Below are 22,487 nucleotides of genomic sequence, written 5' to 3'. Positions count from 1 at the left end.
TTTGTATTATATATGCGATTGGCATATTCGTAAATATACTTACACTAACTTAAAACATATAGACCATATTTATATGGTCGGTAAGGGTTGGGGTGGCACGCTGCACCCTAGCGCTTCCTCTTTCTTGGGAAACTCACTTGCTAGTGAAGTAAAAAAGGGGCTGAGACAAAAGCTTAATTAGATAAGGAAAATCCGAACATTATGTCTGAAAGCATATGGCGCTTCGGTAAAACACTTCGCTTTCCGTGGGCACGGCTTCGGCTAACTGTGTGAAGAAAGACACTTCACACAGTGGATCCTCAGCTCGTGCTGTTCCCACAGGAGTCTACGTATCTTACCTACGCTTAATCAGAATGTTCGGATACCCTGTTTCAATATTTAGTTATGTCCCAGCTTCTTCTAAAAAAAACATTTGAGACTTATAGTTATAACCTTAGTTAAATAAAGATAAAAATTGCAAATCAAAAGTTGAGTTCTTATGTTTTTGAGAATAAGTGCCTTTAATGGTCTCGTTAGCGTTAATCAACTACAACAAATCTGCATCTCGTTTAGCCTTCTTATAGGCCCGTTCGTCCCTGACAGCTTGATCCCATTCCCTTTTGGAATATTTAGCATTATAATTGGCTTGGCTAATATACCTTCTTCTTGAGTGATCGGCTTGCTTCCGCTTTTGCTCAGCATTATAATAAGCTTGATCCTTTAGGCGCCTTCTGGCATTATGTATATTACTCTGACTATAATCCCCCCCAATAGCTGGGTTAGTCCCTTCCATTTTTGGGGCAGCCATGCGGAAAAGAAAGAACAACGCAAATAAAATACCACCACCAACCGTAAGGATGGCATTACGCACCCTTAGTAAGACGAGTCCGCCCTTAATTGTGGACACACGCCCTGTTTCCAAGAGCTTAATTACTTTACTTTTCACCTCATCATTAGGGAGGTCACTGTGATAATGGCCTGCCTTTATCTGCTCGATTAAGTATCCATTTGTATTAGTAATTTGAATCAGAACGTAATTAATTAATCTAGCAAAAACTATCGCAATGATAATTGGCATAAACAGTATTCCAAGCATTTGGAAGCCTTCCCAGACATTTGTGACTAGCATTTCCGCAGTATATGTACGAAGCAAATCAATTAGTGGCATCAGAATAATAAAGCCACAGATTGTACCATAAATACTGTACCACTTAAATGTCCGATCACCTTGGATAGCATTTGTCTTATCTTTTTTAATGTTTACGAAGAACTTTACAATTAGAATACTGATTAATCCAGCCGGGATCGCAAATACCAGTCCATAAATCCCAAGGGAAAAATGGAAAGTTGTCACCATTCCATTTTCTTGAACAACCTCATGAGTCAATAGCTGATTAACAATTCTTATAATTGCCATTGTTAAAAGTACTGTCAGAATAATAACAGATCTCGTTCTACCTATTAAAGTATCCTTCATCGTCCATTTGCTCGTCATTTTCTTCTATCCTCCCACTTAGGCATTTCATCACGCTAGTTGTATAAATTTTAATTAGCGATCCTTCTTTCTTAGTTATAAACAGTTTAGCATAGGACGATAGGATCAGAGAAGGTTAGACTTGCAAATCACTGTACAATTAATGGTTTATTTTTTTGCAAATAAATGATAATACCTATGTAAAGAGGATACAAGATGAACGCTAATAAAAGGGCCAAGCCTAAAACTGGCGCTGGCAAATCACCTCTATATTCAATAGGGAAGAAATAATAAAATACCCCCTCTATGATTTTAAAATAAGGAAACCAGATCATAGTTAGAACGTAATCAAATAGCCGCCTTCTAGCTTTAGGCATCCGCTTTAATAAGGCCCTTAATAAAAAAGGCACAGTCAGAGCCACCGCAGCAAAAGAAACAAGGGCAATTAAATTAACGCGTTCAATATTAATTCCAAATAACCTGTTAATTCGATAGACATTTAACATTATTGTTGCAGATATAAATAATAGTATGGCTAATATCAAACCCGTTACGTTTAGTTTTAGAAAATACTTCATTCCCAACCTCCATATTTGTAGCTATTTAGGCTTATTATAATCCTTTTTGAGGAATATCGGCAGTATTTTTTTATAACGAACAACAAGAAAAACGGCTGGCTTGAATCCAATTTAACTTTGGATAAAAACCAGCCGATTACTTACATTATAGAAAGCAAATAGCACGAAAAAATGTTTCTAGCTCAATATCTCCAAGTACTATTATTTTACGTACTTCCTACATCAACCCAATCACATGAAAGACTATCCCCAACCCGAATAAGCCAAGAATCATAACGATTGGTGAAACCTTTTTTCTAAGTAACCACATACAAAGCAGGGTAATTAACAACCCTGTTAAACCAGGAATTAAGCTGTCGAGGTTATCCTGTAAGGTCGTGACTTCATATTCGGTTAACGACAGGCCTGCTTCCTGTTGCTGAAGCGCTGATCTAATTCCTTCCGAACCTGAAGGGAGGCTTTCCCAATCAATGTAAGCCCCTTCGTCTAGCTGCACCTCAGATACCGTTGGCGTAAAGGACACGTCTACCCAACGATTAACCAGGGAGCCAAGAATGAACATACCGAGTATAGATGCACCTTTCGTAATATCCTGCAGTAAACCACCAGATAAATCGTCGGTAATCTTGGAACCCGCTTTGTAACCAAATTCTTGTGTATACCACTTGAACCCCATCCGAATCACATTCCAGAGGACAAAATAAATGATTGGCCCAAGGATGCTCCCTGTCATCGCCAGTGAAGCCGCTAAGGCACCGAGGATCGGTCGAACGGTAAACCAGAAAATTGGATCACCAATCCCTGCCAATGGACCCATCATCCCAACCTTAACCCCTTGGATCACCTTATTCTCAACGGATGCCCCACTTGCGCGTTCTTCTTCAAGTGCAAGTGTTACACCGAGAATTGGCGACGCAACATAAGGATGCGTATTAAAAAATTCTAAATGGCGTTGCAAAGCAGCTGCGCGATCTTCTTTTGACTGATATAAACGCTTAATAGCGGGAATCATTGAGTAAGCCCAGCCGCCGTTTTGCATCCGCTCATAGTTCCAAGAGCCTTGAATAAAGGTGGAACGCCACCAAATAGCAATCCGGTCTCTTCTGGTTAACTTCATTTCTTTGGCCATGCTATGTTCTCCTCCTTGTTAATAATCTTCAATAATATCGCCCAACGGATCGCCCGTGTTGCCATTTCCGCCACCACCTGAGCCACCTTGTTTTGTAAGTGCTAAATAGATAAGAGCAAGTGCTACACCAATACCACCTAGCCCTAACAGCGTGATCGAAGGAATAGTTGCTAATACGAAACCAATGGCAAAGAACGGCCAGACCTCTTTAGTAGCCATCATGTTAATGACCATTGCATAACCAACTGCAACAACCATGCCCCCGCCAATTGCTAAGCCGTCAGTCAACCAATCAGGCATCGCTTGTAATAATTCTCGAACAGGCTCTGCACCAATGGCGACAATTAAGCTAGCTGGAATAGCAATGCGTAACCCTTGTAAACAGATCGCAATCACGTGCCAGATTTCAATTTTTCTAATATCGCCTTCTTTAGCAGCAGCATCCATCAAATGGGCAATCGCCGTTGCTAAAGTCCGGACAATGATTGTTAATAATAATCCGGCAACAGCGAGCGGTACAGCAAGTGCAATCGCCGAAGACACACCCGCTTCACCTTGCCCACTTAAAACAAGAATAATGGCAGACGCAACTGATGCCAAAGCAGCATCCGGCGCAACGGCAGCACCAATATTTGCCCAACCTAAGGCGATCATTTGTAGTGTACCACCTAAGATGAGACAAGGTACAAGCGTTCCAGTAACTAAGCCGATTAATGTACACGCAATAATTGGTTGATGAAATTGAAATTCATCTAGGATCCCCTCGATCCCAGCCAAAAATGCGACAACAATGACCAGTATGATTTGAATCATATTTAAATCCATCAATAAATCCTCCTTTTAACGTCATCAGTTTTCCTTCTTCTGTTTGTCCAACTCTGCTTGTGCTCTTCTAAGGATCTCTTTCATATTACCTTTTGCATCACCAGGCACTTTACGCACATCAAAGGTAACCCCATGCTCTTGTAATTTATGAAAAGTATCCACATCTTTTTGGTTAAATGCCAATACTTTATTCGGTTGAACCTTGCCAGTAGAGTGTGCCATCGAACCAACGTTGATCGTCTCTAGTGACGCTCCACCTTCTACGACGCGCAGGACATCCTGTGGATTCTCAAACAGCAGCATCGCCCGTTGACCGCCAAAATGCTGATCATCTTTCGCTAGTTCGATCATTTTTTTAATTGGAACAACGTGGGCTTTCACGCCTGACGGGGCAGCTTGTTTGATCAAGTTTTTACGAAGATCATCCTTGGCAACTTCATCAGATACAACAATAATCCGGGTAGGTGAGGTGCTTTTGGTCCATGCAGTGGCGACTTGTCCATGAAGCAAGCGGGTATCAATACGGATGAGTACATATTTAAATTCACCTGGAGAACCAGCACTTGATGACTCTTCAGTTGCAGTCTCGGGAGCTTCAGGCATTAATGCTTCCGGCTTTACCTTGACCGCCTCTTGAGCGGTGCCGATAATCTGGGCAGCCACTTCATGAGCTGTGTCCATCGACATCCGTGCCGAGTAACTCTCAATTAGCATCGCAAGGTTTACACCTGAAACAATCGCCCACTTATCCTTATGCTTTTCTACTAGACTGTTAGCTTGATTGAACGGTGTCCCACCCCATAAATCGACCAAAAATAATACTTCAGCATTGTTTTCAAAAGAGGCAACTGCCCTCTCCATCTTTGCCTTAATATCCTCAGGCCCTTCACTAGGCATCAACGTAACAGCTTCAACCTGTTCCTGTTTACCGAAGATCATTTCCCCAGATTGCAAGATGCCCTCGGCAAATTCACCGTGACTGGCAATAATAATTCCAACCATCTGTTTACCTCCTTTAGATTTGCTAGATTTAAAATAATTTTGAGCTCAGCTTAAGAAATGAGTAAGAAAAATCAACATTTCGTTGTACGCATAAAGCGACGTTTAATAATATCAAAGAAACTTAATGATTTCACCATTCTGTTTGGGTCAACATATGCTCTGATTGCTCGGAAGACTTTCTTAGGATCTTTAGAAGAGAAGGTATACGTACCACTGCTTTTAGTTTGAATCGCATAACGAGGAATCCACTTTCCTTTAAATAAGACAGACGCAATGACAAAATCAACCTCCTCCCATGGAATCTGAATAAACTTACGCGCATCACGGTTATTATAAAATTCAAACCCTTTGTCCCCAATCATGATTTGACCATAATCAGAGATTCTAATATGTGAGGTTGCCTTTATTACTAAATCAACTTTTGTATTAATAGATTGAACCACATCATTCACCTCCGTTAAATTCATTGGTTATACATCTTTTACCACTAGTATAAAAAAATAAACCCCTAATTCGTTTGGATAGGGGGTTTACGCTTGTCGTTTAGTTTTATAGAAAAATTAATAGTATTTTGCATTGGGGGAAGTTTAAAGACCTTACTATGATGATCTTTTTTGGCATGCATCCATTTATTTATCGTAAGGCGCTCCGTAATATTTGATAGGAAAGTAATTTATTATTAAACGACATATATAACATAACCACAAGCATCTCATTAAACTATAAAAAAATAACATTTAATCATGTTAACTTTAAAAAAAATAGAAAAAATCATTCCTTTATCACTCTGTTTGAATTAAAATGAAATTAAGATAACTTTTTAGGGAGTGATAGATTTGGAGCAATATAAGTTTGATGCAACTGATAGTAAAGTGATTGTCGATGCAATTGTAGAAGGTTACCGTGATTACATTGAACATCGTAAAGATCGGCATCGTAATATGAAAATTAGTTCTTCATTTGCATGGACTAAGGGGAATTTTATTGAAAGTAGACTTGCTGATATCAGTGGAGAACTTAATTTATCTTACAAGAAGGCTAAGGCAGGATTAACATGGGATTATTTACAATTTACTCATGGTGATACAAAAAAACTTTTTCTTATTAAGAATGCAGCCTATTTTAATGAAAAAGGCTTTTCACAGGCAGTATTACCTAATAAAAATAGAAGTCGAGGAAGCCGCCGTACTTATCTTCATGAACTCTCTAAAATTAATCAAAACATTAAATTTGAAAACATTCCGCAAAACCATGAAAATTCTATTGAACAAAATGAGCAACTCTCATTGTTTGTAACAGAACAACAAGTAAAAGATGATCTTGAACATCTACGAACAGAATATAATGAATTTCATATTCTTACCTATAAAATTGATGATGCTTTTCAAATTTCTAATATAATGCATTATTTGCCTAATCCAGAGGATAATATAGCGTATAAGATACAGGATCTTTCAGAATATATATCTGGTTCAGAGTTAACTGATGAAGAACGAGAAGTTATTGCTCCAGATCAAGAAAGTGATATAATTGATCCTACAGCATTTGATATAGGAATCTTTGAGGGTGAAGAAAGTAAGTAAGCTTTTATTTAAATAAGGGGGAGCACTATGTTCATTGGTGAGAATTTAACCAACCTTCGTTTAATGCATGGATATTCACGAAAACAGCTCTCTGATATGTTAAATGTAACAGAACAGGCAGTTTGGCAATACGAGAATAATTACACATCACCAAAAATGATGATTGTTAATGATTTAAAATCTATTTTCAATGTGAAAAGTAAATATTTTTATAAAAAAGATGTACTTAATCGTTACTCTGAACCAAAAAATATTCCAGTTATGAATATTGCTTATCGTTCTAAAGTAATGCATGTCATTTCAAAAACACAAGCGGAAGCAAAGCATATTGAATTTCTTGATAGCTTTATTAACTATATAACAACTAAATTAACTTATCCTACATTAAAGATTATTCAATTGAGAGATAAAGTAATTGATTACTTAAACACAGCTGATACCGGTGATAGACAAACCCTAATAAACAATGTAGCCATGTTTGCACGACAAGAACTAGGGCTTAGTGATGACACAAACGATAACCTTATGTTTTTAATTGAAAAAAGTGGTGTGTTCATTTTTGAAAAGGCAATCGAAAATGAGGTTGACGCTTATAGTCTATGGACTAATCAAGATCGACCTTTTATTATATTAAGTGATCTGAAGCGTTCATCAGTTCGTAGAAATTTTGACCTTGCGCATGAGCTTGGACATTTATTACTTCATTATCGAGTTGAATTTACTAGTTTAGACCGGAAAGAATATAAAGAAATTGAGAAGGAAGCTAACCAGTTTGCAGGTACCTTTCTTTTACCCGAAGAATCTTTTTTAGATGATATGCAAACCGTCATCCGTGTAACAAATCCTGATGCATATTTAGATTTAAAAAAGAAATGGAAAACATCTCTTCAAGTCTTAGGGTATCGTGCAGCAAATTTAGGTGTATTAGATACCAAAAACCATCGCAATTTTTATGCAGCACTTCATCGAAAAGGATACTTAAAAAGAGAGCCTTTAGACGAAACATTGCCCTTACAAAAGCCACAAAAAATGAAAACAATAATTGACCTGGTTGCCCAAAAAGGCATGATTGATATGCGGCAAATGATTGAAAATGATTGGATGGTGGAAATTGACTTTCTATACAGAATAACAGGTATTGATCTGAAGTTTTTTAATCAATATATAGCCAATAAGCAGGATTTCGACATAGTTAATGTTACTGACTTATCATCAGCTGGTGTTAGTGAGTAAACACCGAGTTTACGTCCCTGTCTAAAGGGTATCGCAATAGGCTCTTTGGCCTTATTTAATATTACAACTGAGCTAATAATTTTAGTGGAAGCATAAAGCAGACCACATCAGCTGGCAGGTATAGCTTTTCTAGCAACACCTATTGAGGGCGCATTCTCATTAGGTGTTTTTTATCACATCGATCCCGACATGATGGGTTGCAATGAAGGCTTGGACGCCTTGAAAGCCTACTGTATAAACGGCGAATGGCGATGAAAGCCTTGTTCACGTGCACTGGCATCACCAAACATATAACTGTTAAACTCAGCATTAAAGACTATAACCACGATGACTTCACAATTACTTTCTCACTTCCCTATATTTTAAATCGTTATGAACTTCAGTATATATTTGCTGCAGACAGCGGTAATACCTTTCAGTCGTTTATTATTCACCAATTGTTTGTCGATCGGGGGAAGAATAGATGATTAACATGCGACAAGGTTCCCAGCTTGTTACTATTGCTTGATGCGGGACGTCTCTTGGAATTCGGATCATCATGCCGGGTTTGAGGTGATAGGATTCTTCACCAAGGGAATGGTCGCATTCTCCAGATAGTACAAATATTAATTCCTCGCAATTTGGGTGTCGATGTCTAGGGTTGGAAGTACCTGCATCGATATAAACCATACCAAATGTCATTTCACAATCAGGATCAATTTCCTTTCCGATAAGCCATTGTATCTTTCCCCAATCCATATCAAGAATATGTTTTTCATCATGTACATTTGAAATTGTAGCCATATGATTTCCCTCCTAAGATTAGATAACTATATGTTTTATTATAATTCAACAAAGTTGAATATTACAAGTTATTTTTCATTACGATCAACTTCATAGCAGGATGACGGCACAAAAAAACCGAGGATGTAAGGAATCACTCGGGTTTAACTGCGAATACGGCTACATAGCGAACTTCATCTGTGAGCGGTGTTAATGTGTGTTTCTCCAACGATGAAAAGTAAAGGGTATCACCAGGGGTAAGCGTGTATTCTGTATTCGATACACGATACTTCATTTCTCCTGCTAAGATGAACAGAAATTCCTCTCCGTCATGGGAAAGGGAGTGACTTTTAATTTCGCCTTTTTTAGCGACAAAATAGTATGGTTGCATGATTTTATCTTGTCGGCTAGCACCGAAAGCGTAAAAGGAATAGCCCTTTTCTGTTTGAATCCATCGGCTTTCATCTAAATAGGATTCTGATGGCGTATAGACTGTGCCGTCTATTTTATTTTCCTCAAGTAAATCTGAAACCGTGACGCCCAATGCTTGTGCAATTTTCATTAAGGTAGAAATGGGCGGTGTCGTTACCCCATTTTCAATTTTAGATAATAGACTTTTTGTAAAACCACAGTACTTAGCGATCTCTTCTAATGTGCGATTCTGTTGTTTACGAATAATACGAATGCGTGAACCAAGTTGTTTTCCAATTGTCATCTGCCCTGATCCTTTCTTAATTCAATGCTTTTATTATAAATCGATAGAACGGAAAAAGAAAGCACTAGTATCATTATATTCGATGATGTTGAATGAAAGAGGAAATGGAGGATAAAAAAATAAGTTGACTTACAAAGTAAATGAACATTTTAAAAGCTAGTGATCGTTTATTAGCTCTGATAATAACTAAAATAACCGATCTATTCTCAAAAAAAGAGTTGAAATGTTAGGTTGACTATTCAACAAAGTTGAATTAAGATATACTAGTGTGAGAAGAGAATCAACTTTTAAGTATGGACGACAAGGGAATGTTCAAGGAGGATGGATAGTCAATGAAATTTGCTTTTTCAAGTCCGACAAAAACAGACGAAGAACAAGAGAATCTTTTTCAGCAATTCCGTTCCATAGGGTATGAAGGGCTACAATTAAAGCCGGCTCAATATGCGGCTTATGTTAATGATCCCAATGCTTTTTTACGTAAGTGGGGGTACTTAGATGGGATAGCATCGGCGTTGATTGCGGCAGGCAGGCTAGACGAGCAAAATCAAGCAGCATTGCGCTCGCTATTTACTTTTGCTCAACAAGTCGGGGTCGAAAGGATCGTCTTTTGCCACGGCGTGTCACGTAAAGGTGTAACGAATGAAGAGATTGCTTCGTACGCCAGAATATTATCCGTATTAGGGACGGAAGCACGTGAGCAATTTGGCATTCAATTGTCCCTTCATCATCATTATGACCAACCCGTGATGCACCGAGAAGATTTTGATGTTTTTTTTGACGAGGTGAAAGCGGACAGTGTGAAGTTGACGGTGGATACGGCTCATCTCTATAAATCTGAGGTGAAAGACATTGCCGAAGTCATTACTAGTTTCAAAGAAGTCATCGATAATTTTCACTTGAAAGATTTTGGTGATGGAGATTGGAAGGTGCTAGGAGAAGGGGAAATAGATTTCAAACCTGTGTTTCAAGCGATCAAACAAATTGACTATCAAGGTTGGGTTTCAGCAGATGAAGAAAGTGGCGGTGACCTGACAAAAGGGATGAAGGATTGCTTTACGTATATGAATAATCGGCTAGTCTAACAACCTGTGAAAATAGTAAACTATAAAAAGAGGCAAATGTCAGTTTTTTTGAAATAGTTTAAGGGTGGAAGAAACACGATAAAATTATTTGATCCTAGGAGGATATAGAAGTGACGAATGAAAAACAGTATCGTATTGGAATTGTTGGAGCTGGAAACGTTACGAATATGCACTTAGATGGGTTAAAGAAGCACCAGGATCGTGTCAACGTAACAGCTATCTGTGACCCAAATGAAGACGTGTTGCGTGAAAGAGCAGATAAGTACGAAATTCCGCAACATTTTACAGATTTACAAGCATTTATTCAAGAAAGCACAATAGATATTGCGATTGTTTGTACACCATCAATCATTCGTAAGCAAGTCATTATCCCTTTGATTGAGGCAGGAATTCCGATTTTTTGTGAGAAGCCATTTAGTGAAACGTATGAAGAAGCAAAAGAAATTACAGAAACTGCACGCAAGCATAACGTTCCGATTTGTATTAATCAAAATTTTAGAGAACATTATCCGTTTGATTTTGTTAAAAAGATGATCGAAAAGAATGAAATTGGTGCTGTTTCTTCTGTTCATTTTCAAGATTTTCATTTCCGACAAGACAGAGGCTGGAGAACGACATGTGAGAGAAATGCCTTATCAGTCATGGGTGTCCACTGGTTGGATGGGTTTAGGTGGCTTTTAGGAAGTGAAGCAAAAAGCTTAGTTTGCCAAACATTCTCTTCCCCAGCGATTGATTGTAAGGGAGATACAGATTCCTTAGTACAAATTTTATTCCAAAATGGGGTTGCTGTTTCTTATTCTCAATGCTTATCTTCGGCATTCCCAAGAACAGAGCTCCTTGTTGTCGGAGAGAAAGGGACTGTGGTAGCCAAGTATAACGAGGTCGCTTTATACCAAAAAGGGGAGAAAGGTCCAGTGAACGTTTGGCAACCTTCAACTAGTGGAAAAATAGAAAAGTCCGAAACGACATACAGAGGCCTAGAGGAACTAATGGCATTGATTGAAAATAATGAAACCGCTTTAAATAGTCGTGATGATAATTTGAAAACGATCTCTCTTTTAGAAGCGTGTTATCGATCGGCAAGGGATCAAATTACGATGTATTTTGATAAAGAGGGGTTACTAGTCGAAAAGTGATTTCTATGAAGCAGAGGGTTTTAATTTAGAATAATTTGGATGGTAGAGGCTGTTCTATCAGATCAGAATTAATTTAAAAATCTATTGAAGATGCACCAATTATTAAAATACTTTTTTCCTCTTGTACATCACAAGCAACAACTATCACAGCAGGATATATTGCTTTAAAGACTTTAAGTATATTTTTTAATTTGCTTAGTACTACTAGTTATTCAATTAGTTTTAGTTACAAAAAATTATGGGTTAAAAATCAAGTGCCTTTTGTGAAAAAGCTTTATTGGAGTGCCCCGAGCATAAGAGCTTTCTTTTGAATTACCCGAATTAAAGCCGATTAGGTCATATTTTTCACAGTCAAGAAAAGCGGATAACTCTGTAGCTAACACAGCATTTAAGGCATTCTATAAGCGCTATCGAAAACCTTAAGCACCTCTTGTTTTTGTACTAGAGCATCGACTAATCCTGTTGTAAACTGGTTTATAGGGAAGACTTCTTTTCTAGAATTTGTTGTTGTGACTTAATTCTATTCAGAAAAGTCTTCCTTTTACTATAAATTTTCATTTACAAAAAACACTTTATAAACTCATGATTTGTTATCCCAAAATGCTCTTATTACTTACTGTGAAGGTTATAAACAAAAATTAATAAATTATGATAGCTCTTCCACACCATCTATAAAACCACTGCCAATGAAAGCCAATTCTAAACTTTCCCTATCTGCAGTGGATAAGATTATCTTAGCTCTGTTTAGCTCTCCTGGAAAACCAAGAATAATATCATACAATAATTTATCTTCTTCATTTTGAAATATATACAATGCATTGTGACCTATTAAGAATGGAAACCTTTCTTGAATATCTTCAGGTAGGTATCTCCACCCATAAGTAACATTTGTAAAACCACGTTTTGGCTTTCGAGTAATCGAAGGTATCAGCCAATCTCTCCCTAACTTCCTTGCTGTTCGGACTTTTCCACGTCTAATCCACTGCCTAACCGTCGTGTCAGTCACATTATAAACTTTGGCAAATTCTTTAACATGTAAATAATCACACTTAACATCTAATAGCGTTAAACTTTCAGTAGAAGTCATACTCCAAATCCCATCAATTTCACTTTCAATCTCAAATTCATCACAAAAATTTAAATTTAATTTTACTCCATCATTGTCTATATGAAAATCATAAAACCACCAATCATCAGTAATTTTAGGTAAGTGAGTAGTATCAAGTGTTCTTTTAAATTTATCAAATAGGTTCAACATATTTTGTTTATGGGTTTCTTCAATTTCATCATCAGCCTCATAGTAATTCCACTTTACAAAATCATCAAATTGCTGTTGGATTTCTTCCTTTGTAAAGCTATGGTTTTCTTTAAATACTTTTAATTTATTCTGCACTCGATTCTCCCCCTTGTATTATTGTAATACATTCACTTCAATCGTATTACAATAATACAATAAAAACAACATAGAATCTACTTTCTATGTTAGATATGAGTAATATCCTTCTAGCAAATGCAACACAAGAAGCGTCTCCATGTTTTCTTTTAGATAAAAAACCTCATTTACTTATAATAAGGTTCTCCGTGGTATATCTAAATAAGGATATTGTTAAGTATTAGGTTTTATTCTTGAACTTAAAATGGCAAGTCTGATTCTGATACTGGAATCACTTGTTGTTTTGGAAATAGTGACTTGACGTTATCAACAGATTGTTGGTTTTTATATAGAATTTTCTTTAATTTATTTATCAGAGCGTTGGTTCTCCGTAGTGCATTTAAGGGAGAGTTTTTATTAATTTCTAGTTAATCTAACCTAATTCCAATCTAAGTCTTCTATTTTCTTTAATAACTCGGCTCCCTTAATTGAATCGACCATATATATGAATCTCGCTAATCCGATTAGATACCCTCTATAATTAGCTCTAGTTATTAATCCATGATATTTCAAATGTTCGTTTACCCCGAATCTCTCACAATAATAAATTTCTTTGTTAATTTTTCGAATGTATTTCTGTGGGACTCTTACTCCTTTTGATGTAAGAACTAAACCTGTTACAATTTTTGTATGCTTATCCTTCATTAGTCTAGTCTTCTTCTCATTAATAGTTAAGTTATACTTACTAAGTGTATTACTTATAATTTGTTTTAATTTATTTACTAATGTAAGATACCCCTTTTTTTGAATACCTGAAAAAGTTATATCGTCAGCATACCTTGAGTACCTAATACTGTATTTGTATTCAATTTCTCGAAATTTCTCATCAATATTACGAAAAAAAATATTTGAAATATATGGGCTTGTTGGGAACCCCTGAACTAACTTTTGATTAACAGTTGTTAATAAGCAAAATACCTCACTCACAGGTTTTGAATAGCCAATTTCCATAAAAATACTCTTAATTTCATTTTGTTTAATAGATGGGAAAAAATCTTTGATATCTGTAGAAAACACCCAAAATGGATCCTCGTGTAAATGTACTTGAGCATTTGTTAAAATTGATTTTTTCTTTACAAATCCATGCGAATGGGGTGAAACTTTAATATTATATAGTATATTATTGAGTATCCACTTTTGAATAGCCTTTAACTTATAGTTAGGCTTCCATACTTCCCGCATTTCTCCATTTCTTTTCTTTACAAAGTAATGAAGAGTATTATTCAATACAAAATTCTCTAAATCATCAGATTCTATTTCAAAAAGTAACAGTAACTGATTGACGTCAAAAATAATAGGACAATTTTTAGAATATAACTGTTCAGAGTAATGGATAAGTTCTCTTTTCTCTACCTCTTCTATATCACTTAATCTAATATTATTTATTACTTTGTTTAACATAGCTTATATTTAATAGTGACTACTTCACCTTCAAATTAAGAAGCTCTTAAGGTTTTAATTCTTAATTTAAAGGTGAATGATGATTCTGCGCTTTTTGCAGAATTATCATTGATATTGAAGTAAGAATTAAGTACACACTTACTTCGATTAGCACTTGCTAAAAGTCTAGTCACCATCAAATATTATACCTCCTTTATAATTTTTTTGGAATATAATTCTCTAAAGAAGCTTCATTTACTATATATTTAATTTCACTCATGCTTTCAATTGTAATATTACTCAGTTTTGCATAAGATAAACTACTATATCCCTCAAGAGTAATCACTAGTTTACCATCTTCAAATACAACCAATTTTGATCTAACTAAATAATCAATTATATGGAATACTTGCTCAGCTGTTACATTTAAATATTCTTTAATAATATCAATAATACCCGCCATGTTATGATCTTTTATAATTAATAGAACTATATTTTTTTTTAAAGATGAAAATTTCAAATTACTCAACCCTCTCTTATTTTCTCAAAAAATCATAAGCTTCTTTTAATTCAGTACGGCTAATTATTCTCTCCTCCTTATTTCTTTTAGTTCTTGGGAATAGAGCATTCCAAGTAAAACTATTTTCTGAAAGTAATGTTAAGTTATTATTTGGTGCATTCACAAATGAAGCTATTGCATGATTCCTACAATACCTACTTGGTTTTAAATTATTCCTTTTATTTATACCCCTAATTATTTCCTGAACGTCTCTTATGTTCTGGGTAGGAAATAATTTTTCCTCTACTAGAACATCTATAGATTCTTTATAATAACTAATAGACATGTCTAGCTCAAATTTAGTTACTATATCCTCTATAGCTTCCAATCCTTGCTTGCTTGCTTCAATAACCCATAAATTAATTTTTATATTAATGTCATTTTCTTTTAAAGATTTACCAATCTTTTTCAAAAAAGAAACAACTGAATCACCAGTACCAATAAAGTCATCAATAATTATCATATTTTTAACCGAAAAGTAATTTTCATTAAACAACTCAACTCTCTTATTTAAGCGTTGTTCCCTATTGTTTTTTCCCTTCTTTAAGTTAATAATTTTTTTTTCTATTTTTTTAGATATTGTTTCATTTTTAATATTTATTAATTGCTGATTTAAATTCTGTATTCTTTCATTATCGTTTTTATCTGTTAGATCGTTTTCTTCAACCAACTTTTTTAAATTATGATAATTAGAATTATAATTTATAAGATAATCAGCTGGACAGATTATTTTAGTTCGATTAGCGTCAATATTATTTACTAGTCTAAAACTTGAAAACATATCAACAGCTGATTCAATCCTATCTTTTTTTCTTAATGGAAAAAATAATGATTGACTTAAAAAAATTTCCACATCATCCGGTTTCGAAATATTATTTTCATATAATTTTTTATATACCTGTGCTGTTAATTTTTCAGAGTAGTAATTAAAATTACTGCATATATCTAATAAAATACCAAATTCATCCTCAGAAAGATTTTCCATCCATATTTTCAATATTTGTATTTTATCATTTTTGTTCTTCTTATCTAAATCCCATAGATGAACTACTTCATTTAATTTATTAAATCGCTTAAACATATTTCATTTCTCCAAGTATATTTATTTAAATAATATTTTTCATAGGAAGCGTTTAGTGGCTAACTAAATTTATTCTAAAAAAATCCAATTCACTTATGATAAGGTTCCCTCCGATTAATCCGAAAACTCCGATACACCTGCTCAACTAAAACCAAACGCATTAACTGATGCGGTAAGGTCATCTTTGAAAAAGACAAAGCAAAATTGCTTCGTTGCAGCACGGATCCACTTAATCCTAGTGAACCACCTATTACAAAAGCAATTTTACTTTTGCCGTGAGTAGCAAGCTGATCAAGCTCTTTAGCAAGCTGCTCTGAGCTTAGTTGTTTACCTTTAATTTCGAGGGTAATCACATGCGTATCTGCTGCTATTTTGGCTAAAATCCGCTCGCCTTCTTTGTTTTTAATGTCTTCCATTTGGGCTGGGCTTAAGTTTTCGGGTGCTTTTTCATCTGGGACTTCGATGAGATTGAGGTTGGCATAGGTGCGTAGACGTTTGGTATATTCCTCAATGCCCAGCTTTAAGTATTTTTCCTTTAGTTTGCCGACACTAATAATGGTAATTTGCATAGTTAACCCCTTAATGTTCGTTTATACCTACTATTTTATCATAATGTATAGATCATAAGTACGCTCCATTAATTTTCAAGCTATTGTCACTAATTGAATTAATTAGCGACTTCCTTTCACTTTTCTATTTCTAAAATTATAGTTGTGTAAACCTGTTGTTCACACAATACCAACAATAATTATCAACAGCCAAGCAAATAAGGTCACCTCAGTTACTCTACAAAAGTAGTACGCAGAATGATTAGGGTAAGATCAAAAATAAAGCACCGTTCTTAGCTCAAGAACCAATTCGTTAAATCTCCTTCTCGCCACTATTTAACCGTATTATTCCAATTTAATTAAATAAGCACACCCTTAGTTCAACCACTTATATTAAAAGCTATTTTGTAAATAATATGATTGTATAAGAATTTAGAAAGGAGGGGTTTGATGCAGCAGCCTAAGAATGATCCAAACGCACCAGTATCCAAAACAAACCCAGAAAAAGTAAAACAAGAGATTCAAAAAGATGTTAATGCTGGCCAAGGTGATATAACAGCTCGCGAGGCTGGAGGATTAAAACACAAAAAATAAACAAAGGAGTGGGCAGCAATGTCCACCCTTTGTTCATTCCTTTAACAGTTAATAGCACTCAATGCTACAAACTAATTAGTCACCCTCACAAAAAAAGCAATAAGCGCTGCACTAAATCCAGCAACTAGCTTGCCAGCAATCATATAAACCACCATGGCCGGATTAACCTCCGCTACAAAGCCAAGGTGACCACCAATAACAAACGCACCACTAACCGAAAAGGCCATAATGACGAGCTTGCCACGTGGTGTCATATCCTTGACTAAGACAAAGGCGGGAATGGAATGGGCGAAGCATGAGATAAACCCAACAACCGCAGCTTGATCCACTGCCATATGCTTGCTTAGCCGCATTAATGGCTTGTCTAATAATTTTGTAATAAAGGTGACCAATGGATAGGCACCAGCTAAAACCATAGCAATCGTACCAACAATTCTGAGCCCGTCCCCATAAGGAATAAGATCCTTCATGAGCTGAACCCCCGTTAAAAGTTCTGTCCCCGCAAGTGCGAGTCCAAGAACACCAATGAACATAATTACCTTACCAAAGCCAATAAAACACTTGATTAACAGCCTTGGTCTTATGTATAAGCCAATAATAATAATGATTGAGAAAAGGACAGGTATTATCAAATTAAGCAGTACAAAGGTGAGATCAAACCCTGCAAGAAGTCCACCAGTAAAGCAGCCTAACGGCACCGTGCTCAAGCCAATTAAGATCCCTTTGGCAAAAATATCATGATCTTCCTGTTCAATAATGCCCAATGCAACAGGGATGGTAAAAACAATCGTCGGACCAAGCATCGTACCGAGAAAGACCCAAGCAAATAAAGCCCCCTCAGGTGAGAGCGCCAACGATTCAGCGAGCACGTAGCCACCCATGTCGATCGCGAGTAGCGTATTAGCAAAAGAAGCTGGGTCAGCGCCGATTGCAGTATAGATCGGGGTAATAACCGGAATCAGTAGCTCAGCAATAATTGGTGACAACGTAATAATGCCGATCATCGCCAAGGCCAGTGGGCCCATACTGAAAACACCCTTTTTAAAAGCCTCACCCAACCCGAAGCGATTGCCAATGCTTAAATCTAAAGCACCTATTACTAGAAAGATTGCAAGTAGTTGCATAATTAAATCATTCATATTTTCTTCCCCACACGTTCAATTTTATTTCAAAAGCCCTCTTAATGTAAGCTAAAGAGGTGATAGGCGCATAGAGCGCAAGATGAGCAACTCTAGGCTATCTTTTCTAATAGTTTATCATGATTAACAATATCCAAGCTACAGAATTCGATTCTCTAGAGTAACCTTCAGCAGTGAGATCACTTGCCCGCTATTAGCTGGAAATTAAACATAGAAAAGTCTTATAGAAAATTATACAAATACAGATTGTTAAATAAAATTGCGCAGCGGTATAGTGATATGTAAAGTATGGTTACAGTTACTAATAATCGCCACTCTTATTTTTAAAATGAATACGAAAGATCATCTAGACAATTAGCAAAGCTAGGTAGCTAATTAAAATGGATTAAATGATGACATTGTAGCATGGGATAGATTTGAAAGGAATTTGCCGCTAAAGCAAGCTTAAAGCGCTTCACTCTTCCTTTTTTTAAAAGGCGTTAGATTATTTCTGAACGCATTAATAGGGTTTAGCGATTTTGCTTAATTCTGACTTGCTCGACATGGGTCCGCTTAATGGTGTCATCCGCCTGACTACAGGCTTTTAGTTTTCTATAAATAGCATCGATTTGCTGAAGGTTCAGTAATTTAGGTGATGTTGCGATATCATTCTTTATCTGCTTGAGCAGGCTATCCCGCTTGATAACCTTGACTTTGGGAGAATTTATCTTAATTTTCTTAAGTGTGCACCTCTCGCTAAAAATGATATATGACTTATAGAAGTGCTCTTGATTGATGCGAACAAAGTTGCTTAAAGCGCTTATATGGCCTTTATTCTGCCATACGGGATTAAAGAATCTGTTTTTTTGCCTGTTTGGTAGTGATTGCGTCCAATATCTATTTCGCTCATTTCCAAAAATCCAGCCACTATAGTTCTTGGATTCAAAAACATAGATACCAGTTTCAGATAGCATAAGCAAATCAACTTCTGTTGTTGTACCATCAGCTTTGGGAATGTATAGGTTACTCATGATATACTTGTGACCCTTTAGGCTTTCAAGTTTAATAAATATCAAAAACTCTCCGTAATTACCTTTATCGAATACGGTCCTTAGAAAACCATTCCCACTAGCAATGCGATAATTTGAACTGTTAAACTCAAAATATTTTATTAAGAAGAATGCGCCCATTCCAAACATAAAAAAAATGAGGATAATCCCCAATTAACTCAACTCCATTTCAACTAATTTTTTCTAATTTATTAATTATTTTATCATAATTAGTCTAATAGAAGTAGGTTTTATCACTTGAAAATATGTAATATAATGTTTTATTAGCAAATTTCCTACAACAAATAAACCAAAACTGTATTTAAAACAACAACAATAGCTAAGGCAATTGCCAGCTTGGACTGCTGGCTAAAAGATAAACATACGATTGCAAAACCAAAAACTCCTAATTCTAAAGCAAGCTTTGCAAAGCCATCCAGGCGATGATCTGACATTGGTGCCCCCCATCTGCTCCATACTAATATTACGATAAGCGGCGTACTGATCCCTAAGATAATTCGCCAATAACCAATCTCCTTATAGTGAAAGCCCCAATAACCAATTGCTAAAACACTAATAACTTCAAGTAGGAAACGAATACCGTTGTTTAAATTTCTTACTATCTCCAAATCTAAACCTCCAGTCTTTTATAACCCCACTTAGCCATTATACTATTAAAATACTTAGTCCTTTACATCAAGGATGCTAATGGTGCTAGAGCTTAAGTCAAACCTGCTTATCGTTGAACTGAAGGCCGGTAAATCACTAGTAAATCCCTCTTTCAGCTTGCCTTTCCATTGTATATTCAAAGCTTCTGCAGGCTTTTCAGTTATTAAGCGATAAATCTAACCAGATAAACTTGGTTATTGTGGTTGCCTTGTCATACACTGGCCATTAATCATGTTCCAATCATTGCTGTCGGTAGCTTCAGATAGGTTGTTGTAGCATCATCCTGTCTCTCATTAATCAACAAAAACACGATATTCAATTACCTGATCATCTTGATAGGTAATTGTTAACCATTCCAGGAAGAGAATCGCACTTTTATTTCCTAGGTAATAAAATGAGTCAGCTAACTGTGAAAATGTTGGCTCACCTAATAAATCAATGATTTCAGACTGAGTCATTGTGTCGAGCTGGTAGGAAGCGATAAGGTCATCAACCATCATGGCCCGATAAGCTTCATGGTGATGCCATTTATTTGGGGTAAAACTCGTGAAATAGTGGTTATAGCTTAGTACGGTAATGTTTATTGTCAAAATGAGTGTAACAACGCCTGGGACAAGCCAGCTCAATTTTGCTCGTTGAGCGTTACGTCGCGTTATAATTAGTGTGATCAGGATAGCGGCTAGGGTAATGAGCGGAATTGCGGTTCTGATTGTAAAGAATAAATTCAACCACCAAACAGCGAGGCTGTATACTAAGCTGACAAGCATAATAACGGCGATTGTGACCTGTCTAATTAATTTCATTGTAGCGCCTCCAATTGATATTGACCGGTGCATCACTGCTTTATAACTAGTTTAGCATAACAGGATAAAAAATAGGGTAATCATAACATTTGAAAATTAAAGCTAGACACGTTTTATGTGCCTAGCTTTTTGTTAACCATCTATGCCATTTTTTCGATAGGCATAAATAAACAGCGCTAAAGAAATGGCAAGCCATGCTGCCAATACACTACTATCTATGAGGTTCCATTGATAACCGCCCTCTGAAAAAACCCCAGCAGTGAAGTTTGTTAACACACCTGTATAAGAATAATCTAAATACCTTGCTAATCCAGCTTGAAATTGCTTAACTGCAGGTACGGAGGTCAGTAAAAGTGTGACTGGCATGGTAAAAAGTGATGTTTGCGTTTGATCCTTTGTATAAATACCGATAATATAACCAATTAGCAAACTAATTAAACTTGCTATCGTTGTCATGATTAAAAAGCTACCGAACTGGACGTCACTAAAGGAAGTGCCGCTAATCGGTATGATCAGGATATTGACAGGTATCAGCAAGAATAATGGTGGGATGAGCGTTCCAATTAAATAGTCAAGTCCACTTACTGAAGATGTCATTAACACTCTGAGCGTGTTCTTTTCCTTTTCCTCTGCTAGTGGACCACTACTCATTGAAATGCCTGAAATCGCAATGTTAAAGACAAGTCCAAAGCTTAAAATAAACGCATTGGTCGAGAAGATAACACCTTCTTCATTGACATCAACCTCTGGCATGAGGTTACGCATCGCAATGACAAAGCCAATTGAAAGAATTGGTCCTAGCATAATGCTCGTATTACTCAGTATCGTCTGGAATTTCATACCTGTAATGGCTTTTATTTTTCTTAGTGACAGGCTCATAACAATTCCCTCCCTGTTAACTCAATGAATACTTCCTCTAGCGTTGGTTCACCTGAATGAATCGCAACAAGCTGATCGCTTTTTAGCCAATGATGGATTTTTTCAGTCGTTTCATCTGAGTGAGGCAAGGTTAGCTCATTCTGATTACTTAGCAAAATGTGATAGCTCTTATGCTGGTGGTACTTAAGGCAAACTGCTTTAGGTGGACCATGCTCGACAATAACCCCCTCATTAAGTAGGGCAACGTGATCACATAGCTTGGTCGCTTCATCCATGTTATGCGTGGTGAGGAAAATTGCTGTACCCGCTTCTTTTAACTCAATGAGTAGTTTATGAACAGCTTCAGCGGTACTCGGGTCCAAACCACTCGTCGGCTCATCAAGAAATAAGACTTTAGGTTCGTGTAACAAGGCTCGAGCGAGAACTAAGCGTTGTGCCATTCCTTTTGAAAGCTTGCTAGCCAGCTTGTCTTTATGTTCGAATAAACCAACCCTTTTTAATAGCCGATCAATATGGGCTTTTTTAATCCCAAGAATACCAGCAAATATCTTTAAATTGCTGTATACCGTCATACGCTCATATAAGCCACTATTGTCGGTAACAATCCCGACCTGCTCATAAATGCGTTGATCGATTTGCTCGACCGGCTGACCAAGTACCATCGCTGATCCCGATGACTGGCCTAATTGTCCAGTTAAAATTTTGATTGTGGTCGTTTTCCCCGATCCTGACGGACCAAGAAACCCAAATATTTCACCTTCCCTGACAGTAAAGCTAAGTCCCTTTAGAGCAGACTCGTTGTTATACGTTTTCGCAAGCTGATTGGCTTGAATAACAATGTTTCTGTTCATTTCTATTCTCTCCTTTACGTTACTCC

The 22,487-nt window shown here is 36.4% G+C and carries 25 protein-coding genes and 1 pseudogene; 6 read left to right on the top strand and 20 right to left on the bottom strand.

What is annotated here, in order from left to right; genetic code table 11:
- Positions 1-181, top strand: a 181-nt coding sequence (locus tag BM000_RS16925; protein WP_218144099.1) for a hypothetical protein, incomplete at its 5' end; no start/stop codon positions are given.
- A gap of 345 nt (positions 182-526) precedes the next feature.
- Here the strand turns inward: BM000_RS16925 and BM000_RS10960 are convergent.
- The 6 genes from BM000_RS10960 to BM000_RS10935 all read right to left on the bottom strand — a co-directional run bounded on the left by BM000_RS10960 (position 527) and on the right by BM000_RS10935 (position 5,430).
- On the bottom strand, positions 527-1,474 hold the full coding sequence (locus BM000_RS10960; protein WP_091498113.1) for a hypothetical protein: 948 nt from the start codon (positions 1,472-1,474) through the stop codon (positions 527-529).
- Positions 1,475-1,602: 128 nt separating this feature from the next.
- Positions 1,603-2,031 carry a hypothetical protein gene (locus BM000_RS10955; protein ID WP_091498110.1) on the bottom strand — a complete coding sequence of 143 codons (429 nt, stop codon included), beginning with the start codon at positions 2,029-2,031 and terminating at the stop codon, positions 1,603-1,605.
- A 217-nt stretch (positions 2,032-2,248) separates the two neighbouring features.
- Positions 2,249-3,160 (bottom strand): PTS system mannose/fructose/sorbose family transporter subunit IID, encoded by a 912-nt coding sequence (locus tag BM000_RS10950; RefSeq protein WP_091498107.1) that lies wholly within the window; start codon positions 3,158-3,160, stop codon positions 2,249-2,251.
- 18 nt (positions 3,161-3,178) lie between these two features.
- On the bottom strand, positions 3,179-3,985 hold the full coding sequence (locus BM000_RS10945; RefSeq protein WP_091498105.1) for a PTS mannose/fructose/sorbose transporter subunit IIC: 807 nt from the start codon (positions 3,983-3,985) through the stop codon (positions 3,179-3,181).
- A 24-nt stretch (positions 3,986-4,009) separates the two neighbouring features.
- Positions 4,010-4,987, bottom strand: coding sequence for a mannose/fructose/sorbose PTS transporter subunit IIA (locus BM000_RS10940; protein WP_091498102.1), 978 nt, complete (start codon positions 4,985-4,987; stop codon positions 4,010-4,012).
- A 71-nt stretch (positions 4,988-5,058) separates the two neighbouring features.
- Entirely contained in the window at positions 5,059-5,430 is a 372-nt protein-coding gene (locus BM000_RS10935; protein ID WP_091498143.1) for a DUF956 family protein, read from the bottom strand.
- 393 nt (positions 5,431-5,823) lie between these two features.
- Here BM000_RS10935 and BM000_RS10930 point away from each other — a divergent pair, with 393 nt between their 5' ends.
- Both BM000_RS10930 and BM000_RS10925 read left to right on the top strand, forming a co-directional pair.
- Positions 5,824-6,570, top strand: coding sequence for a spr1630 family ClpXP-sensitive toxin (locus BM000_RS10930; RefSeq protein WP_091498099.1), 747 nt, complete (start codon positions 5,824-5,826; stop codon positions 6,568-6,570).
- A 27-nt stretch (positions 6,571-6,597) separates the two neighbouring features.
- Positions 6,598-7,803, top strand: a complete 1,206-nt coding sequence (locus BM000_RS10925) for a spr1629 family repressor/antitoxin (RefSeq protein ID WP_091498096.1) — start codon at positions 6,598-6,600, stop codon at positions 7,801-7,803.
- 426 nt (positions 7,804-8,229) lie between these two features.
- Here BM000_RS10925 and BM000_RS10920 read toward each other — a convergent pair whose 3' ends face one another.
- Together BM000_RS10920 and BM000_RS10915 are read right to left on the bottom strand one after the other, a co-directional pair.
- Complete coding sequence (locus tag BM000_RS10920; protein ID WP_091498094.1) at positions 8,230-8,586, bottom strand: cupin domain-containing protein; 357 nt, start codon at positions 8,584-8,586, stop codon at positions 8,230-8,232.
- A 133-nt stretch (positions 8,587-8,719) separates the two neighbouring features.
- Positions 8,720-9,280 carry a helix-turn-helix domain-containing protein gene (locus tag BM000_RS10915; RefSeq protein WP_091498091.1) on the bottom strand — a complete coding sequence of 187 codons (561 nt, stop codon included), beginning with the start codon at positions 9,278-9,280 and terminating at the stop codon, positions 8,720-8,722.
- Positions 9,281-9,612: 332 nt separating this feature from the next.
- Here BM000_RS10915 and BM000_RS10910 point away from each other — a divergent pair, with 332 nt between their 5' ends.
- Positions 9,613-10,362 (top strand): sugar phosphate isomerase/epimerase family protein, encoded by a 750-nt coding sequence (locus tag BM000_RS10910; RefSeq protein ID WP_091498088.1) that lies wholly within the window; start codon positions 9,613-9,615, stop codon positions 10,360-10,362.
- Between the two features lie 110 nt (positions 10,363-10,472).
- Entirely contained in the window at positions 10,473-11,498 is a 1,026-nt protein-coding gene (locus BM000_RS10905) for a Gfo/Idh/MocA family protein (protein WP_245751638.1), read from the top strand.
- A gap of 287 nt (positions 11,499-11,785) precedes the next feature.
- Here the strand turns inward: BM000_RS10905 and BM000_RS17005 are convergent.
- The 6 genes and pseudogenes from BM000_RS17005 to rlmH form a co-directional block, all read right to left on the bottom strand.
- Positions 11,786-11,925: pseudogene (locus BM000_RS17005) on the bottom strand (IS256 family transposase); the annotation flags it as partial.
- Between the two features lie 219 nt (positions 11,926-12,144).
- Positions 12,145-12,891 carry a helix-turn-helix domain-containing protein gene (locus tag BM000_RS10900; RefSeq protein WP_091498086.1) on the bottom strand — a complete coding sequence of 249 codons (747 nt, stop codon included), beginning with the start codon at positions 12,889-12,891 and terminating at the stop codon, positions 12,145-12,147.
- A gap of 417 nt (positions 12,892-13,308) precedes the next feature.
- Complete coding sequence (locus BM000_RS10895) at positions 13,309-14,331, bottom strand: reverse transcriptase family protein (protein WP_091498082.1); 1,023 nt, start codon at positions 14,329-14,331, stop codon at positions 13,309-13,311.
- A gap of 193 nt (positions 14,332-14,524) precedes the next feature.
- On the bottom strand, positions 14,525-14,830 hold the full coding sequence (locus BM000_RS10890) for a hypothetical protein (protein WP_091498081.1): 306 nt from the start codon (positions 14,828-14,830) through the stop codon (positions 14,525-14,527).
- A 16-nt stretch (positions 14,831-14,846) separates the two neighbouring features.
- Positions 14,847-15,950 carry a phosphoribosyltransferase-like protein gene (locus BM000_RS10885; protein ID WP_091498077.1) on the bottom strand — a complete coding sequence of 368 codons (1,104 nt, stop codon included), beginning with the start codon at positions 15,948-15,950 and terminating at the stop codon, positions 14,847-14,849.
- Positions 15,951-16,039: 89 nt separating this feature from the next.
- Positions 16,040-16,519, bottom strand: a complete 480-nt coding sequence (gene rlmH, locus BM000_RS10880) for a 23S rRNA (pseudouridine(1915)-N(3))-methyltransferase RlmH (RefSeq protein WP_091498074.1) — start codon at positions 16,517-16,519, stop codon at positions 16,040-16,042.
- A gap of 429 nt (positions 16,520-16,948) precedes the next feature.
- Between rlmH and BM000_RS16785 the strand changes: the two genes are divergently transcribed.
- Positions 16,949-17,092, top strand: a complete 144-nt coding sequence (locus BM000_RS16785) for a hypothetical protein (RefSeq protein ID WP_177178279.1) — start codon at positions 16,949-16,951, stop codon at positions 17,090-17,092.
- A 71-nt stretch (positions 17,093-17,163) separates the two neighbouring features.
- Here BM000_RS16785 and eutH read toward each other — a convergent pair whose 3' ends face one another.
- The 6 genes from eutH to BM000_RS10850 form a co-directional block, all read right to left on the bottom strand.
- Positions 17,164-18,231: an ethanolamine utilization protein EutH gene (gene eutH, locus BM000_RS10875; protein WP_091498072.1), complete on the bottom strand. Its 1,068-nt coding sequence runs from the start codon at positions 18,229-18,231 to the stop codon at positions 17,164-17,166.
- Positions 18,232-18,740: 509 nt separating this feature from the next.
- On the bottom strand, positions 18,741-19,400 hold the full coding sequence (locus BM000_RS10870) for a nuclease-related domain-containing protein (RefSeq protein WP_245751639.1): 660 nt from the start codon (positions 19,398-19,400) through the stop codon (positions 18,741-18,743).
- Between the two features lie 155 nt (positions 19,401-19,555).
- On the bottom strand, positions 19,556-19,888 hold the full coding sequence (locus tag BM000_RS10865; protein WP_091498069.1) for a YrdB family protein: 333 nt from the start codon (positions 19,886-19,888) through the stop codon (positions 19,556-19,558).
- Positions 19,889-20,221: 333 nt separating this feature from the next.
- Entirely contained in the window at positions 20,222-20,731 is a 510-nt protein-coding gene (locus BM000_RS10860) for a hypothetical protein (RefSeq protein WP_091498066.1), read from the bottom strand.
- 132 nt (positions 20,732-20,863) lie between these two features.
- Positions 20,864-21,610: an ABC transporter permease gene (locus BM000_RS10855; protein ID WP_091498063.1), complete on the bottom strand. Its 747-nt coding sequence runs from the start codon at positions 21,608-21,610 to the stop codon at positions 20,864-20,866.
- Positions 21,607-22,461, bottom strand: a complete 855-nt coding sequence (locus BM000_RS10850; protein ID WP_091498060.1) for an ABC transporter ATP-binding protein — start codon at positions 22,459-22,461, stop codon at positions 21,607-21,609. Before BM000_RS10850 ends, BM000_RS10855 begins: the two co-directional genes overlap by 4 nt.
- Positions 22,462-22,487 lie beyond the last annotated feature (26 nt).

The sequence above is a fragment of the Amphibacillus marinus genome, assembly GCF_900110345.1.
Taxonomy (GTDB): domain Bacteria; phylum Bacillota; class Bacilli; order Bacillales; family Amphibacillaceae; genus Amphibacillus_D; species Amphibacillus_D marinus.
The sequence above is the reverse complement of the archived record's forward strand: the minus strand, read 5'-3'. Positions and strand labels throughout refer to the sequence as shown.